Below are 16071 nucleotides of genomic sequence, written 5' to 3' on the forward strand. Positions count from 1 at the left end.
ACGCTGATCTGATCGGCATAGCCTATCAACTTACATATCAAACATGCCAAAACCCCGCTATAAAACCACCAACTGGAAGCAATACAATCAAGCTCTAATCAATCGTGGCTCACTCACTTTCTGGATCGATGAGGACGCTATTGCCCAGTGGAAAGCCAAGGCCGAGCAACCAAGGAAAGGTCGCCCACGCGTATTTAGCGACTTAGCCATTACCACCGCGCTGATGGTTAAACGTGTTTTCTCTATGCCACTACGAGCGTTGCAAGGCTTTATCAACTCTGTGTTTAAACTGGCTGATATTCCGCTTTCGTGCCCACATTACACTTGCATCAGTAAACGAGCGAAAACCGTCAAGATTGCTTTTAAAACCAAGACGCGTGGCACCATTGAGCACTTGGCTATCGACTCGACAGGCTTGAAGGTTTATGGCGAAGGTGAGTGGAAAGTGAAGAAACATGGCACAGATGGCAAGCGCCGCGTGTGGCGTAAGCTGCATATCGCTGTCGATACCCATAGCCATGAAATTATTGCTGCGGAACTGAGTTTATCCGGCGTCACTGACGCTGAAGTTATGCCGAATTTGCTCAAGCAAACCCATCGCAAAATCCGCAATATCTCAGGTGATGGTGCTTACGACACAAGAGCCTGTCACGATGCCGTTCGTAGAAAACGGGCTTTGGTACTCTTTCCACCGAGGGAAGGTGCCGCTCTCTGGGAACAAGGTCATCCGCGTAACTTAGCGGTTAGTTGGCAAAAGCTTTATGGTTCAAATAAACAGTGGAAAAAACGGTATGGTTATCATCGGCGGTCAATCTCAGAAACTGCCATGTACAGGGTAAAGCAATTACTAGGTGGCAGATTGAGCCTGCGAAATTATAACGGTCAGGTAGGAGAAACTTACGCGATGATAAAGGCGTTGAACAAGCTCACAGGGCTAGGCATGCCTGAAACTTACCGTGTAGTTTGATTTTTAAACAATCATGAAGGGTTTTGTTCGCTGAATCGATTTAGGAAACAAAGCCAGAAAGACTGGTAAATCAGCCATTCACCGGCAAAGCCGTTCAGTGGAGGCAATGCCGCCATCGCCATCAGCCCCACCAGCATGGCGAGAGAAATCGCCGGCATGCGTTTACCCAGACCACCAAGTTTCTCAATATCGCGGTAGCCCGTGCGGAACCATACCGCCCCGGCGCCAAGGAATAAGGTGGTTTTAAACAGGCTGTGGTTAATCAGGTGATATAAACCGCCAGTCAGCCCAAGGGCAATCAGCACGGTGTCATTCAGCGCACAGCCAATCAGCCCAACGCCAAGCCCCAGCAAAATAATGCCGATGTTTTCCAGCGCGTGGTAAGCCAGCAGGCGGTTAATGTTGTGCTCCATCAGTGCGTACAACCCGCCAACAAAGGCGGTTAACATGCCCAGCAACAGCACCACGACGCCCCACCAAAGCGGCAACTGGCTACCCAGTAAAGACAAAGTGAGAATGCCGTACAGGCCCACTTTCAACACCACAGCCGAGAACAGCGCCGCTGCTGGCGCAGCAGCATTGGCATGGGCCTGCGGTACCCAACCATGCAAGGGAATAATGCCAGCCAGCAGGCCAAAACCCAGCAAGCCGAGGATCCAGATGGCAGGTGTTAACGGGAAGGCACTGACTGCGGGCTGTAAGTCGACAAAATCCAGAGTGCCGTAACGCGCCCGGAGAAGCCATGCGCACACCGCCAGCAATACCGTACCCAGGCGGCCCAGCAAGAACCACAATTTGCCAGACTGGCTGCACCCGGTAAGAAACACCGCGCACAACGCCATAATTTCAGCCATCACAATCAGCATGGCGAAATTCGTGGCGGTTACCGCCAGTACGGCTGCGGCCATCAGCAAATTCAATAAGAAGCCATTGCAACGGACATCTGTATGCCGGTGCCAGGCAATGTTGAATACACTGACAAACAGTGACGGGATACACAACGCAATCAGCCAGATACTGCTCAATGCGGTTAACTGAAACGTCATATGCATAAAGCTGAACGGGCTGGCAGCCTGAGGCGCAGCTCCGGTCAGCACGGCACCCGCCGCCAGGATAGCCATCAGGCTGCTGACAGCGCCACACACCCCGGCCAGTAAGCCACTCAGTGTGCGGGAAAAGGCAAAGACAAGCGCCAGTACTGCGGTAATGATAAAACCGAGCACCGCGCCGTCCATCAACGACAACGCATTCATTTAGTCGCCTCCGTCCCGGTATTGAATAAAGACAAATCCCCCAGACTGGCATTCACTGTCAGCGCACGCTTACGTTTGCTGGCCAGCGCCAGATCAGCGTTATCCACAACACGCAGTGCTTTGGTCGGGCAGGTACGTACACAGGCCGGGCCCTGTTCATCGAACTGGCATAAATCACATTTCACAGCCACCGCCCGAATACCTGGCACCCAGTCCAGCATGCTGCTGACTTTGGCCGGAGCGGGCGGAGCCGGCGGCGCTTTGGGTGTATTGACGTTGGCGGGAATATCCAGCGGGCGGCTGCCGGAGAACTCAATAGCGCCAAATGGGCAGGCGATGCCGCAGAGCTTGCAGCTCACACACAAACTTTCATTGAGCTGCACTGCGCCATCAACACGTTTAATCGCGTTGACCGGGCACACGGTCGCGCACGGCGCGTCTTCACAGTGGTGACATAACTGCGGCGCGGATTCATTTTTATTGCGCATGACTTTCAGGCGTGGCAGCGATTGCAGCCCCTGCTGACGATGCGTTTCAGAACAGGCCGCTTCACAGGTATGGCAACCTATGCACAGCCTGGAGTCGGCGATAACAAAACGATTCACCGGGTATGTCCTCGGGTCGATGGTCATTTTTGACGAAAACATGCCGCAAACTGTCAATTTCGACAGATATCGACACAGGTTAAGGCTCAGGCCAGTGCGTGGCGGGCCAGTTCTTGTTTAAGCTCACTCATATTCAGTGGCGTATCATCATGTACGGCCTGATACAGGCTGTCGTAGACACTGCCAATCTTGCCAAGGTAGTGGTCCAGAACCTGCTGGCGGTCGCGGATATTCACGGTGTTATCTATCTGCCCGGCATTGTTTAGTTCAGCCGTACCAATCAGCAGGCGGGTGTTATCATCACGGGTGCTTAAGGTATATTCGATGGTGTGGCAGTTAAAGCCCGTAGCTGGCTCAATGTGCACAATGAAGTGGTCAAATAACACAAAGCAGAGGTCCTCGTCGGGGCTGCATCCCACGGCGTGGTACAGGTGTGCTTTTGATAACGTGACGGCCTGAATCAGGGTATTGCAGTAGGTATGCCACTGATCCTGTAGCTGGCGATGCCGGTCGGCAATGTATTCAGCTTTTTCGCTCAGTTCCCAAATGGTCATGTTGCGTTACTCTTTTAATGGAAGTCCCCTCCATAAGCACATAACGTGCCAATTTTTAACACATTGTTTTTCATGTTTTTATTTTAAAAACACCTTAATAACCTGACTTTTGACATGTCATTTTCGTCACCTTCGTCATCGCTGACGACACTTCTTTACCTGGCAAAAAATAAAACATGGCACTTTTATTGCATTTGGTGCGCAGGGTGATTCACGAGGAGCAGTTATGCACGAAATTACACTCTGCCAGCGCGCTGTCGAACTAATGGAGCAGCAGGCTCGCCAGAATAACGCACAACGTATTACCGCTGTCTGGCTGAAGATTGGCGCGTTCTCCTGCGTGGAAACCAGCGCACTGACTTTCTGTTTCGAACTGGTGTGCCGCGGCACGCTGGCAGAAGGTTGTGCCCTGCATATAGAAGAACAACAGGCTGAGTGCTGGTGCCCACAGTGCCAGCAATATGTCACGTTATTAACCCAGCGCGTGCGCCGTTGCCCACAGTGCCAGAGCGATGAGCTCCAGATAGTGGCCGACGACGGTATGCAGATAATGCGCCTGGAAATCGAGTAGGAGTGCTGTATGTGTACCACTTGTGGTTGCGGTGAAGGCAACCGTTATATCGAAGGCGATGAGCATAATCCCCACTCACCTTTCCGTAGTGCGCCTTTCGCGGCGTCGGCCGCTGTTGCTCATAAACTGAGTATCACCGGGCTGGTGCCGGAAACCGCACACTTCACGCCAGATGAACTGACAGGCGGCGACCTGCATTATGGGCACGGTGAAGCCGGTAGCCATGCGCCAGGCCAAAGCCAGCGCCGTATGCTGGAGGTTGAAATTGATGTTCTGGACAAAAACAACCAACTGGCTCGCCAGAACCGCGCCTGGTTTGCCAAACAACAACAGTTAGTGCTCAACCTGGTCTCCAGCCCCGGTTCTGGTAAAACAACCCTGCTGACAGAAACCCTAAAACGCCTGCAAGGACGCGTGCCGTGTGCGGTTATCGAAGGCGACCAACAAACTGTCAACGATGCCGCACGTATCCGTGAAACCGGCACACCGGCAATCCAGGTGAACACCGGTAAAGGCTGCCATCTTGATGCGCAAATGATTCACGATGCCATGCACCGCCTGCCGCTGAACAACCACGGCATTCTGTTTATTGAAAACGTGGGTAATCTGGTTTGCCCGGCAAGCTTTGACTTAGGTGAACGCCATAAAGTGGCCGTGCTGTCTGTCACTGAAGGTGAAGACAAACCACTGAAATACCCGCACATGTTCGCCGCCGCCTCGCTGATGATCCTCAATAAAGTCGATTTACTGCCATACCTGGATTTTGACGTAGAAAAATGCCTTGCTTACGCCCGTGAAGTTAACCCGGCGATTGAAATCATTTCGCTGTCCGCCACCAAAGGCGACGGCATGGAGACCTGGCTTAACTGGCTGGAGGCACAACAATGTGTATAGGCATTCCCGGGCAAATCAGTGCCCTGCTGGATGACAACCAGGCAAAAGTCGATGTCTGTGGTATCCAGCGCGATGTTGATTTAAGCCTGGTTGGGCAGCACGATGAACAGGGTCAGCCGCGCCTGGGTCAATGGGTTCTGGTGCATGTTGGTTTTGCCATGAGTGTCATCGATGAGCAGGAAGCCCGGGATACTCTGGAAGCCTTACAAAACATGTTTGACGTTGAGCCCGATGTGGGTGCTCTGCTGTATGGGGAGGCGCGTTAATATGCATCTGGTCGATGAGTATCGCGACCCCGAACAGGTCCGTAAACTTCTGGTACACCTCGCCCAGCGGGCTCCGCTGCTGGGCGCCACGCCAGAACATCCACTGCGTATCATGGAAGTGTGTGGCGGCCACACCCACGCCATTTTCAAATTTGGCCTGGATCAGTTGTTACCACCCAATATTGAATTTATTCATGGCCCCGGCTGCCCGGTGTGTGTGCTGCCAATGGGGCGCATTGACACCTGTATTGATATTGCCCGCCGTCCCGGAGTTATTTTTTGTACTTTTGGCGATGCCATCCGTGTGCCTGGCCGCAATGGTTCTCTGCTGGATGCCAAAACGGCAGGCGCGGATATCCGTATTGTCTATTCGCCTATGGATGCGCTGAAACTGGCTCAGCAAAACCCGGACCATAAAGTGGTGTTCTTCGGGCTGGGTTTTGAAACCACCATGCCAGCTACTGCTATCACCCTGCGCCAGGCAAAAGCGAAAAACATCAATAATTTTTACTTTTTCTGCCAGCACATTACCCTGATCCCCACGCTGCAAAAATTACTGGAGCAACCAGATAACCAGATAGATGCGTTTCTGGCTCCCGGTCATGTCAGTATGGTTATCGGTACCCAGGCTTATAGTTTCATTTCGCAACAATTTAATCGCCCTTTAGTGGTTGCTGGTTTCGAACCCCTTGATCTACTGCAAGGCGTAACCATGCTGGTTGAGCAGAAAATAGCGAATCACGCATGCGTGGAAAACCAGTACAGCCGCGTGGTACCTGATGAAGGCAACAAGCTGGCACAACAGGCAATTGCCGATGTGTTTGTGGTGAATGGCGATAGTGAGTGGCGTGGTCTGGGCGTGATTGACGCATCCGGAGTGCATTTAACCCCGGAATACCAGCGTTTTGACGCCGAACAACACTTTAACCCGGTGCGCCAGTCAGTCAATGACGACCCACGGGCCAGGTGTGGCGATGTGCTTACCGGCCGGTGTAAACCGCACCAGTGCCCATTGTTTGGAAAAACCTGCAACCCACAAAGCGCATTTGGCGCGCTGATGGTGTCTTCAGAAGGTGCCTGTGCTGCCTGGTATCAATATCGAGCAGAGGAACCAGTGGCATGAAAACCGTTACCCTCGCCCACGGCAGTGGTGGGCAGGCAATGCAGCAACTTATCGCCCGGCTGTTTATGCGCGCCTTCGACAACCCCTGGCTGGCAACCCAGGAAGATCAGGCGCGCTTACCGCTGGATGTATTAACCAAAAGCGGCGACCACCTGGCATTTTCCACTGACAGCTACGTCATCGACCCCCTGTTCTTTCCCGGTGGGGATATTGGCAAACTGGCTATTTGTGGTACCGCCAATGATGTTTCCGTCAGTGGCGCAATTCCACGCTGGATTTCCTGCGGGTTCATTCTCGAAGAAGGCCTGGCTTATGACACCCTGGAACAGGTTGTCACCAGTATGGCCAAAACAGCCCGGGATGCCGGTATTGCCGTGGTCACCGGGGATACCAAAGTGGTGCCGCGCGGTGCCGCAGATAAGCTGTTTATCAATACCGCCGGTATCGGCGCTGTGCCCTGTCACCTGAACTGGGGCGCAAACCAGGTTGCGCCGGGCGATATTATCCTGGTCAGTGGCACACTGGGCGACCATGGCGCAACCATTCTTAATCTGCGTGAATCCCTTGGGCTGGATGGCGAGTTACGCAGCGACTGTGCCGTGTTAACCCCACTGATTCAGTCAGTGACTGGTCTGGAAGGCATTAAAGCCATGCGCGATGCCACACGCGGTGGTGTTAACGCCGTTCTGCATGAGTATGCGGCAGTCAGTGCCTGTGGTATGGAAATCAATGAAGCCAGCCTGCCTTTACACCCGGCGGTGCGCGGTGTGTGTGAATTACTGGGGCTGGATGCACTGAATTTTGCCAATGAAGGGAAACTGGTTATGGTTGTGGCTCGCGACAAAGCCGAAGGTGTGCTGGCACAACTTCGTGCGCACCCCCTGGGTGCAGAAGCGGCCATGATTGGCGAGGTAGTCGAACGCAAAGGTGTGCGGGTGACCGGTTTATACGGGGTAAAACGCACCCTGGACCTTCCTCACGCGGAGCCATTACCGCGCATTTGTTGATGGCATGCGTTTTTGGCGTTTCTTTTTTGCCATTCGTTAAGATGTACTAAAGTCTCACATGAAAATAATAACAAGGTGCGCCATCAGGCGCGCCTGACTGGATGGGCACTATGTCATATACACCGATGAGCGATCTCGGGCAGCAGGGGCTGTTCGATATCACCCGGACTTTATTGCAACAGGCTGATTTATGCGCGCTTTCTGAAGCACTTACCCGCCTGGTTCGCCAGGCCGGGCTGGCAGACCAGGCGAATATTCTGCTGTGGCAGTCCCATCATCAACGTGCCAGTTTTTATGGCACCGATGGCAAAGGCTCGCAACTGGAATATGAAGATGAAACTGCGCTGGCAAACGGCCCGCTGCGCCGGATATTGTCACGCCCGGAAGCACTGCACTGCCAGTACGAAGAATTTAAAGACACCTGGCCGCAACTGGCGCAAATGCCGTTGTATCGCGCTTTTGGGCACTACGGCCTGTTACCCCTCGCAGCCGAAGGCCATATTTTCGGTGGCTGCGAATTTATTCGCCAGAACCCGGAGAACTGGAGTGAGAAAGAGTTTGCCCGCCTGCAAATCTTTACCCAGGTGGCCGGTGTGGCCGCGGAGCAAATTCAGCATCGCCTGACATCCAGTTACGAATACCAGATATTGTGCCGGGAAAGGGACGATTTCCGCATTCTGGTTGCCATTACTAATGCCGTCTTATCAAAACTGCATCTCGATGAACTGGTCAGTGAAGCGGCAAAAGAGATCCATCACTACTTTAATATTGATTCCATCAGTGTGGTGCTGCGCAACTCACGTAAAGGCAAAGTCAGCATTTGGTCTGCTCATTATGTGGACAAAGCCGCCCCGGTGCATGACCAAAGTGAAGTGGATGAAGCTGGCACCTTATCTGAACGGGTGTTTAAAAGCCGCGAAATGCTGCTGGTTAACCTGAACCAGCGCGATGAACACGCGCCTTATGAACGTATGCTGTTTGAAATGTGGGGCAATCAGATCCAGACACTGTGTCTGTTGCCACTGATGTTTGGGCAAAATATTGTTGGTGTACTGAAACTGGCGCAGTGCGAAGAGAAGGTATTTACTGCCAGTAATATCAAGTTATTACGCCAGATTGCCGAGCGTATTGCGATTGCGGTAGATAATGCGCTGGCTTACCAGGAAATTCACCGGCTGAAAGAAAAACTGGTGGATGAAAACCTGGCGCTGACCGAACAAATTAATAATGTGTCCAGTGAGTTTGGTGAAATTATTGGCCGCAGTGATGTCATGTCATCGGTTATGAAACAGGTGGAAATGGTCGCGCAAAGCGACAGTACCGTGCTTATCCTTGGGGAAACCGGTACTGGCAAGGAACTGATTGCCCGCGCCATCCATAACCTGAGTGGGCGCAATAACCGGCGCATGGTAAAAATCAACTGTGCTGCCATGCCGGCTGGTTTACTGGAAAGTGACCTGTTCGGCCATGAACGTGGCGCCTTTACCGGTGCCAGCACCCAGCGTATTGGCCGTTTTGAACTGGCAGATAAAAGCTCGCTCTTTTTAGACGAAGTGGGCGATATGCCACTGGAATTGCAGCCCAAGTTATTGCGCGTATTACAAGAAAAAGAGTTTGAGCGCCTGGGCAGTAATAAAATTATCAACGCTGATGTCAGGCTGATAGCCGCAACTAACCGGGATTTGAAACAGATGGTCGCCGACCGGGAGTTTCGCAGCGACCTCTACTACCGGCTGAATGTTTTCCCCATCCAGTTACCTCCTCTGCGTGAACGCCGTGAAGATATTCCATTACTGGTTAAAGCCTTTACCTTCAAGATAGCGCGCCGTATGGGGCGCAGCATTGACAGTATTCCGGCGGAGACACTGCGTACCCTAAGCCGTATGGACTGGCCAGGTAACGTGCGTGAACTGGAAAATGTGATTGAACGTGCTGTATTACTGACCCACGGCAGTGTGCTGCAACTCTCTTTACCAGAGCAGGTTACGCGGAATGACCGGGCCAGTTTTGAACCGCCGGAGGATACCGACATCCCCTTACAGGGTGAAGATGAAAGCCAGCAAATTCTGCGCGTTCTGAAAGAAACTAATGGGGTGGTCGCCGGGCCGCGAGGCGCCGCACAACGCCTGGGTATCAAACGCACCACACTGCTTTCCCGGATGAAGCGGCTGGGGATAACCAAAGAAATGATTGAGTAAATAACGGCAGGCGCCGGGCGCGTCACCCCGGTGCCGCACAGTCAGGCACAGTGAACCCGGCGTTATTTTGCCTGGTGCATACAGAGTGCAATTGGCGACACCACATTACCGATAACCAGCGACTGGGCATTCACCGGATTAATATACAACACCAGCGAATTGCCAAGGCTCAGGCGCTTAAACACCAGTGGGAAAATATCATCAGGCAGGTCATCATGCCCCATGCGCTCCATGCTGGTCACTTTTAAGCGGTACTGGTTCAGCTCAATATTGTCGTAGTCGAACAAAGCCATGCGGGACAATGAATAGAGCTGATTCTGGTAGCGAACGTTACCCGATAACATGAACTGCCCGGTCTTTTTCCCGGAGGCATGAAAGGTAATAGTGCCGTCGTAAGCAAGCGGCACAGCGGAAGCTGCGTCCTCATAATGCAGGCTGGCTTCGCAATTGAGTTGTACCGGGTCTGCCGTACTGGTGATTTTAACAACCGCCAGTGCGCACATTGCCACCACCAGCACCCCTGCCAGAATCCGCGACACCATCATTTCCGTCTCCAGTTATATTTATAGGTGCTGTCGCAATACAGCAGGTTGTTCAGCCCTTTTTCCTGTGAGCAGGTAGCAATAAATATGCGCCCTGCCCGGCCTAAATAAACCTGATTTTGAATCTGGAAATAAACCACAGCCGGTTCACTGAGGCATTTTTCTTTCAGTTCTGGAGCCGCAATATTAAGGATTTCCAGCGTGTTTTTTCTCATCTCCGGAGATAACTTCTGCCAGGCGTTCAACTGGCATAACCCCAGTTTCCCTTGCGGGTAAACCTTGCTGTACAGTGGTGAGACATGCACTTCCCGGTAATTTTTTACCGCCAGGGTACTCACCAGCAAAATAGCCGCAATCAGGACTAAATTTACGACCAGGGGAATAAGCGGCAAACGCTCAGAAGGGTGGGAAGGGGTTACGCCTGGTTGCATTTCGTTGGTGGCTCCGTCAGGTTGTTCGTCTGCGGCTTGCACCCAGGGGACTACCGAAATGGCGGAATTAAAGTAGAAGCCAACACGCGGCACGGAAATAATAATGTCATCGTCATCTATCCACGCAGACAGTGTCTTGCGCAAAATACTGATGTACTGATTAAGGGAACTGTTTGAACCAGCATGCCCCTGAGACTCCCAAACCTTATCGAGAATGTCTTCACGTTTAAAAACCTCCCCCGGAGCAGACAGTAATAAAGCAAGAATACGATTAGCGGTAGGAGTCAGTGTTTTTGCTTCATCCTGATGTTGCGCATCTTGCATCTGGATGACGCCATTTTCCGTGTCATAAATGACAGTATTAGCGATAAGATAATTCATATGGGATAAGGTTAAGGCCGCCTTTAGTGTCCGTGTGCTTCCTGTCACCAGGATGGGCAAAGCATAGCATAGTTCTGCAACTATGCCGTTGTACAACCATGCGGTTATACAGCGACATAGTTTGACTATTTTTATACCACTCCTTTTATACCACTCCAGGCCAGCAACACTACCGGTTTTCCCGGCATGGTGACCAAACGCTGCAGTCACTGGTTCCCCAGGCCGGGGGCTAATTTCAGCAAAGCCCCCTTAACTCATCACTAGTGCGCATACTGAAATACCGTCGCCTTCTGCCCGGAAACCCGTTGCCATGCAACGGTGGTGCGCGCTTTGCTTTGCGGTTCGTGCAATTCCAGTTCAACTTTATGCAGCATATTAAGGAAATACAAAGTGATATAAAAATCACTGTTCTTCGTGCAGTGAATTTTATTCATGATATTGCGTTTCTTATTCGAAACAGACTTCACATTATTACCTGTGATCCGGGCAATTTGTTTTGCGCGCATGCAAGAAAAATAGTCATTAATAAATGTCTGTTCACAAGGAGTAAACAATGGCTTCTGTGGGTTTTGCTCATCTTCCAAATTCAGGTTACTCGTTTTTTGGTGTATCTCTTTGAGCTGTACCACCAAATCATTACGTAACTGAGTGATATTATTATCGACACAAACAAATTGATTTAACCGCTCTGGGGAAAACTCACTAACAATATTATAAAAATAGTTTGAACAAAAAATCAGATCCCAGTCTTCAAGATCCAATTTTTGGAAGCGCTGTAGTTCCAGAAATGGTGTGGCATCAACCACAACAACCATACGGAGGTGAGCGATATTTAACCGGCTCTTTCTGACAACATCATCCAGCACTTTTTTTATAGCCAGTGTAATAAAATAGTTTTCACCATCAATATGAATTTGATTGTTCATAATAGACCCTTTAAGTCTTAGTCTTGTTAATAACGCAGACAATAAACGGGCTTCAGTCATGCACACTATTCAGGAACCAGGCTTTGCGCTCTGAAGCGTTTACTTTTACTTTTCTTCCCCACACTGGCAGAAGGACATGTGATATCACTCAGGCATATAAAACCACTCACACGGCTAAATGTAAAATTAAACACCTTTAAATTGAGAATTTTAATTGTTTAAAACCAATTAATATAAATAAAACAGAATAAAACACCTTAAAAACTTAATACAAACGAACCACAAAATAGAAAATTCCGAAAAAATAGCGCACGGAATAAATCTTAAAAGAGTTATTTATGTGATGCATGTAGCATTTTTAATGCATTTTAATGTTTGATTTTAACAATACAGCAACCAAAAACATTAAATACAAAACATCTCACCAACATTATGAACATCCTGGATCTTTTGCAATATGAATACTGGCCATGGCATTTAGACATCGGCAGCAGAAAGGAACCATTTCACTGCCAGTGAATCGGAAGTTCGCTTGCAGGTATTAATTTTCTTATTAACACCCATTGCATGCGAAATATAACAGGCAGGCTAAATCTGTTAGTTACTGTGGGTGGTAAAACAGCCACTCTTCACGGGTTAATTCCCATAATGCTGTTTCAAGCGTGCCACAGACATAATTTCTATTGAACGATTTTATCTTGCGCATATGCTGGGCTTCAGAAATAACCGCTGAACGCGTATTGAGCTCAGCCTTTTCAACCCGCAATACCGGGCGGTTAAGTTCCCTGAACCAGTATGTATTGACACACTCGCATGCTTCCGCCATCAACCCCTGATATTGATATTCAGGAGCCAGCCAAAAACCACGGTGGTTATCTTTCTGGTCATAAAGACCGATAATACCAATCAACGTATCTGGTGCCGTTTTTAAACGTAACGACCATATCCAGGCTCGTTGCTCTTCTATTGCAGGTAGCGCAACTCCCGAGAGGAATTTTTGCGCGCCATCAGCCGGATATGGCCAGGGAACCGTTGCCACCAGATAACGGACAATCTCCCAACGCGGGAAAGTCGCCTGTATCTGTGGGGCATCACTCAGGTTAAGAGGGCGTAACAGCAAACGTTGTGTTTCCAGATAAGGCACCATGCAAACTCCAATAATCACAGTATGTGATGTCTGGTGTGATTACCGCTCCCAGAAAAAAGGAATGACTGATTGCGCCGGTAGCGGTTTCCCTAATAAATATCCTTGCAGTACATCACACCCCAGCCCGGTAAAAAAGTCCTTTTGGGCCTCGGTCTCTACGCCTTCTGCCACTACATTGAGTTTAAGTGAGCGGGCAAGATCAATTATCAAAGCAACAATTGCCGTGTTTTGCGAGCCTGGGTCAGTATCTATAATAAAAGCACGATCAATTTTCAGTTCACTGGCTGGCAGGGCTTTCAGGTAGAGCAAATTCGCATAGCCGGTTCCGAAATCATCAATAGAGATTTTCACACCGCGCGCCTTCAACTGTGCAAGGCGGGAAGCGCTTTCTTGCGGGTTATTGATGGCGGAGGTTTCCGTTATCTCAAGTGTCAACACATCCGGTGGTAGTTGGTATTTTTCGAGGCAGGCCAGCACTTGCGCTACCAGCCCAGGCTGTGCCAGTTGCAGGGCAGATAAATTCACGGCCACCGACCAGTGAGTGGCGCCTTGCGCGTGCCATTGTGCTAACTGGCGGCAGGCCTCATCCAGCACCCAGTTTCCCACAGCAATGATCAGGCCGTACTTCTCCGCGCAAGGCAGAAAGCTGTCTGGTGCCAGCAGGCCTTTTTCCGGGTGTTGCCAGCGAATTAATGCTTCAAAACCAATAATAGCGCCAGTGGGAGCACTAAATTTAGGTTGGTAATAGAGGCAAAACTCCTGATCTCTGAGTGCCTGATGCATTGCCGAAACCAGCTGGTTTTCCTGGATTTGGCTTTCGCCCATGCCAGCCTGGTAAAAATGAAAGTTATTACGCCCATGCTGCTTGGTGTAATACATGGCGGTGTCGGCATTAAACATTAACTCACGCACATCGCGCCCATCTTCCGGATAAAGGGCAATACCCACGCTCAAACTCACCCGTGCAGATTGCTGCGCGACACTATAAGGCGTAGCCACATTGTCCACCAATTGTTTGGCGAGCGTTGCGGCATCCATTGCCCGTGTTACTGGCATGAAAAGCACAAACTCATCGCCACCAAGCCGGGCAAGAATGCCACGGTCCATCAGCACTCGCTTCATTCTTGCCACGACATCCACCAGCAAGAGATCCCCGGCCTGGTGACCTAAGCGGTCGTTAACCTGCTTAAAATCATCCAAATCAAGGAACATCAACGCAAAACGCCTGTTTTCACTGCGCGCTTCATCCAGTGCGGCAGCCAGTTGTTGTTCCAGCCAGCCCCGGTTAGGTAGCCCGGTTAACCAGTCGTAATGCGCACGCTTCTCCAGTTCCGCATTCGCACGGGCTAACAAATTAACCAGTTCGCTGGTTTTAGTATGCAGGCGCGCATCCAGCACTGAAGTCAGCAGGGCAATACCCAGAATTGTCAGGCTGACCAGGGTAACCAGCAGAGCCATCCAGTTACGGTTAAGCCCATGGGCACCATGAGCATGCGCCGGGAAACAGGCCGCCATCATTCCGGTATAATGCATCCCGGCAATGCCCCCTCCCATAATACAGGCGGCAATAACCCGGTACGCATGAACAGACCGGCGGCGCTGGCGCAAATGGAAAGTTAAATACAGGGCACAGCCTGCGGCGATAAAAGCGACCATAAAAGAGGCCGCAACCCAGTATGGGTCCCAGGTGATGGCGGGGGAAATCTCAACAGCCATCATGCCGGTGTAGTGCATGGCAGCAATGCCACTCCCCATGGAGATACTGCCCGTGATTAACCGGCGTAGTGGCAACACAGCGTGGCACACCATGCGCAAAGCAAAGAGCGATGCCGCAATGCCCATCAGTAAAGAAAGTAGTGTCAGCGGCAGGTTGTAAGCAAGCTTAACCGGCATAACCATCGCCAGCATGCCAATAAAATGCATAGCCCATATACCAATTCCCATTGCTGTTCCACCGCCAGCCAGCCACCAACAGGCTGCCCGGTTTTTTACTTCCATGACTCTGCCCGCCATATCCAGAGCAGTGTAAGAAGCAACGACAGCAACCAGGAAAGAAATAGCCACAAGAACAGGATTATAGTGGACAACCATCATACAAACATCTCGGATAAACACAGTCCAGGGCTCATATTAAGCCGGGTAAACATACCAGAGTAAAAACAGCGCACCGCCGGACCGGGAATACGTGCTTGCCTATGGCCAGAAATTAGCACAGCTATTGTGGCTAAAAGCCTCATATCTAATCAACAAAAATAACGCCAGGCAAAACCCCATTTATTTTCTGGTTTTAATTGCGTTACTTCACATAGTTACATCAACTAAACGTAATACACTAAAAACCCCCCAACGGATAAGAAATATCCTATATGAAAAATAAGCATCCCAACCTTTCACCACTCGCCGAGATATTTTTACAGTCAGTTCTCCAAAAATACCGAAATCACTCGCCTCATGTGAGCATGCCCACAGGTTATCAGGCAAACATCCGCTACCGGCAGAGATAAAACAAAGCATATCTACCCGCCGATACACAAGAGAGTCTGCCAGGCCAGGGACAGATGTTCACTTGTTTTGTTGTTGGGTAGTGTGCATTTTGCTTTATTGGTGCCTGGGGTGCTGAGCGCTCTGGTTCAGGCAAAGATGATGTATGGAACCATACTGCCTGCTAAAAGCGAACTTAATTTCAATACATAAGCAATTTACAGTGATAAAGCTCTCATTTATTAACCTTAAAATATCACTTTATTGACATATAAAAGACTCTTCATCACATAAATAAGGGCAAAAATATCATCTAATTTAGCTATTGCCCTCAAACTATAACGGTATAATCTGTCACATAGGGCGTAATTATACGTCTGGTTATCTTGATTTTATTTTACATAGCAAGCAGGCTGGCTTATTTGCGCAGGGAAACCTGCCCATGGTATTCGGCATCATACTCATGTAATGCATTGATAGAAAACAATTTGCGTTAGAATAAGCCAGCTATTTTTCTCTCCCTGTTTATGCTGTTTTCCCTGACTATTCCTTCGCTATACCCATATAATACGCAATGTTAAACTCCACTTACTCTTCAGCATTACTTTTGGTGTAAGTTACCCGCTTATTTCAAAATCCCACATTAATTATAAGAATTTTCACGTTATAAACGGCATGACACAACATTATAAAAAACTACAATAACTGCCGTAATTTCAATGTAA

The 16071-nt window shown here is 50.0% G+C and carries 14 protein-coding genes and 1 pseudogene; 7 read left to right on the plus strand and 8 right to left on the minus strand.

Features of this window, described 5'->3' with window-relative positions:
• The first annotated feature begins 43 nt into the window (after positions 1-43).
• Entirely contained in the window at positions 44-967 is a 924-nt protein-coding gene (locus MPHASIOC01_RS20065) for an IS5-like element ISSpu11 family transposase (RefSeq protein WP_353613135.1), read from the plus strand.
• A gap of 53 nt (positions 968-1020) precedes the next feature.
• On the opposite strand, the pseudogene MPHASIOC01_RS20070 reads toward MPHASIOC01_RS20065, so the two are convergent.
• From MPHASIOC01_RS20070 to hycA, 3 genes and pseudogenes are all read right to left on the minus strand, one after another.
• Positions 1021-2220 (minus strand): annotated as a pseudogene (locus MPHASIOC01_RS20070) (proton-conducting transporter membrane subunit); the annotation flags it as partial.
• On the minus strand, positions 2217-2825 hold the full coding sequence (locus tag MPHASIOC01_RS20075; RefSeq protein WP_064599537.1) for a 4Fe-4S dicluster domain-containing protein: 609 nt from the start codon (positions 2823-2825) through the stop codon (positions 2217-2219). The pseudogene MPHASIOC01_RS20070 and the gene MPHASIOC01_RS20075, both read right to left, overlap by 4 nt.
• Before the next feature lie 86 nt (positions 2826-2911).
• On the minus strand, positions 2912-3379 hold the full coding sequence (gene hycA / locus MPHASIOC01_RS20080) for a formate hydrogenlyase regulator HycA (protein ID WP_353613136.1): 468 nt from the start codon (positions 3377-3379) through the stop codon (positions 2912-2914).
• 226 nt (positions 3380-3605) lie between these two features.
• On the opposite strand from hycA, the gene hypA reads away from it, so the two are divergent.
• The 6 genes from hypA (at position 3606) to flhA (ending at position 9438) form a co-directional block, all read left to right on the plus strand.
• Complete coding sequence (gene hypA / locus MPHASIOC01_RS20085) at positions 3606-3950, plus strand: hydrogenase maturation nickel metallochaperone HypA (RefSeq protein ID WP_064599532.1); 345 nt, start codon at positions 3606-3608, stop codon at positions 3948-3950.
• Between the two features lie 9 nt (positions 3951-3959).
• Entirely contained in the window at positions 3960-4844 is an 885-nt protein-coding gene (gene hypB / locus MPHASIOC01_RS20090; protein ID WP_064599530.1) for a hydrogenase nickel incorporation protein HypB, read from the plus strand.
• Positions 4835-5110 carry a HypC/HybG/HupF family hydrogenase formation chaperone gene (locus tag MPHASIOC01_RS20095; protein ID WP_064599528.1) on the plus strand — a complete coding sequence of 92 codons (276 nt, stop codon included), beginning with the start codon at positions 4835-4837 and terminating at the stop codon, positions 5108-5110. The genes hypB and MPHASIOC01_RS20095 overlap by 10 nt, the downstream gene beginning before the upstream one ends.
• A 1-nt stretch (position 5111) precedes the next feature.
• Positions 5112-6233: a hydrogenase formation protein HypD gene (gene hypD / locus MPHASIOC01_RS20100; RefSeq protein ID WP_353613137.1), complete on the plus strand. Its 1122-nt coding sequence runs from the start codon at positions 5112-5114 to the stop codon at positions 6231-6233.
• Entirely contained in the window at positions 6230-7240 is a 1011-nt protein-coding gene (gene hypE, locus MPHASIOC01_RS20105) for a hydrogenase expression/formation protein HypE (protein ID WP_353613138.1), read from the plus strand. Before hypD ends, hypE begins: the two co-directional genes overlap by 4 nt.
• 110 nt (positions 7241-7350) lie before the next feature.
• Positions 7351-9438 carry a formate hydrogenlyase transcriptional activator FlhA gene (gene flhA, locus MPHASIOC01_RS20110; protein ID WP_353613139.1) on the plus strand — a complete coding sequence of 696 codons (2088 nt, stop codon included), beginning with the start codon at positions 7351-7353 and terminating at the stop codon, positions 9436-9438.
• Positions 9439-9500: 62 nt separating this feature from the next.
• Here flhA and MPHASIOC01_RS20115 read toward each other — a convergent pair whose 3' ends face one another.
• From MPHASIOC01_RS20115 to MPHASIOC01_RS20135, 5 genes are all read right to left on the minus strand, one after another.
• Positions 9501-9983 (minus strand): FidL-like protein, encoded by a 483-nt coding sequence (locus MPHASIOC01_RS20115; RefSeq protein WP_064599520.1) that lies wholly within the window; start codon positions 9981-9983, stop codon positions 9501-9503.
• Positions 9980-10735: a winged helix-turn-helix domain-containing protein gene (locus tag MPHASIOC01_RS20120; protein ID WP_353613140.1), complete on the minus strand. Its 756-nt coding sequence runs from the start codon at positions 10733-10735 to the stop codon at positions 9980-9982. Before MPHASIOC01_RS20120 ends, MPHASIOC01_RS20115 begins: the two co-directional genes overlap by 4 nt.
• A 317-nt stretch (positions 10736-11052) precedes the next feature.
• Complete coding sequence (locus tag MPHASIOC01_RS20125) at positions 11053-11718, minus strand: hypothetical protein (protein ID WP_353613141.1); 666 nt, start codon at positions 11716-11718, stop codon at positions 11053-11055.
• 601 nt (positions 11719-12319) lie between these two features.
• Entirely contained in the window at positions 12320-12865 is a 546-nt protein-coding gene (locus MPHASIOC01_RS20130; protein ID WP_353613142.1) for a GNAT family N-acetyltransferase, read from the minus strand.
• A gap of 39 nt (positions 12866-12904) precedes the next feature.
• Complete coding sequence (locus tag MPHASIOC01_RS20135) at positions 12905-14959, minus strand: bifunctional diguanylate cyclase/phosphodiesterase (protein ID WP_353613143.1); 2055 nt, start codon at positions 14957-14959, stop codon at positions 12905-12907.
• Positions 14960-16071 lie beyond the last annotated feature (1112 nt).

It is taken from the genome of Mangrovibacter phragmitis (assembly GCF_040429585.1).
In the GTDB taxonomy this organism is placed as follows: Bacteria; Pseudomonadota; Gammaproteobacteria; order Enterobacterales; family Enterobacteriaceae; genus Mangrovibacter; species Mangrovibacter phragmitis.

What these genes read in the sequence shown, in the direction of transcription:
- MPHASIOC01_RS20065 (WP_353613135.1), top strand. Translation starts at nt 44, where the DNA reads ATGCCAAAACCCCGCTATAAAACCACCAACTGGAAGCAATACAATCAA.
- MPHASIOC01_RS20120 (WP_353613140.1), bottom strand. Translation starts at nt 10,735, where the DNA reads ATGCAAGATGCGCAACATCAGGATGAAGCAAAAACACTGACTCCTACC.
- MPHASIOC01_RS20115 (WP_064599520.1), bottom strand. Translation starts at nt 9,983, where the DNA reads ATGATGGTGTCGCGGATTCTGGCAGGGGTGCTGGTGGTGGCAATGTGC.
- MPHASIOC01_RS20095 (WP_064599528.1), top strand. Translation starts at nt 4,835, where the DNA reads ATGTGTATAGGCATTCCCGGGCAAATCAGTGCCCTGCTGGATGACAAC.
- flhA (WP_353613139.1), top strand. Translation starts at nt 7,351, where the DNA reads ATGTCATATACACCGATGAGCGATCTCGGGCAGCAGGGGCTGTTCGAT.
- MPHASIOC01_RS20130 (WP_353613142.1), bottom strand. Translation starts at nt 12,865, where the DNA reads ATGGTGCCTTATCTGGAAACACAACGTTTGCTGTTACGCCCTCTTAAC.
- hypB (WP_064599530.1), top strand. Translation starts at nt 3,960, where the DNA reads ATGTGTACCACTTGTGGTTGCGGTGAAGGCAACCGTTATATCGAAGGC.
- hypD (WP_353613137.1), top strand. Translation starts at nt 5,112, where the DNA reads ATGCATCTGGTCGATGAGTATCGCGACCCCGAACAGGTCCGTAAACTT.
- hycA (WP_353613136.1), bottom strand. Translation starts at nt 3,379, where the DNA reads ATGACCATTTGGGAACTGAGCGAAAAAGCTGAATACATTGCCGACCGG.
- MPHASIOC01_RS20125 (WP_353613141.1), bottom strand. Translation starts at nt 11,718, where the DNA reads ATGAACAATCAAATTCATATTGATGGTGAAAACTATTTTATTACACTG.
- MPHASIOC01_RS20135 (WP_353613143.1), bottom strand. Translation starts at nt 14,959, where the DNA reads ATGATGGTTGTCCACTATAATCCTGTTCTTGTGGCTATTTCTTTCCTG.
- hypA (WP_064599532.1), top strand. Translation starts at nt 3,606, where the DNA reads ATGCACGAAATTACACTCTGCCAGCGCGCTGTCGAACTAATGGAGCAG.
- hypE (WP_353613138.1), top strand. Translation starts at nt 6,230, where the DNA reads ATGAAAACCGTTACCCTCGCCCACGGCAGTGGTGGGCAGGCAATGCAG.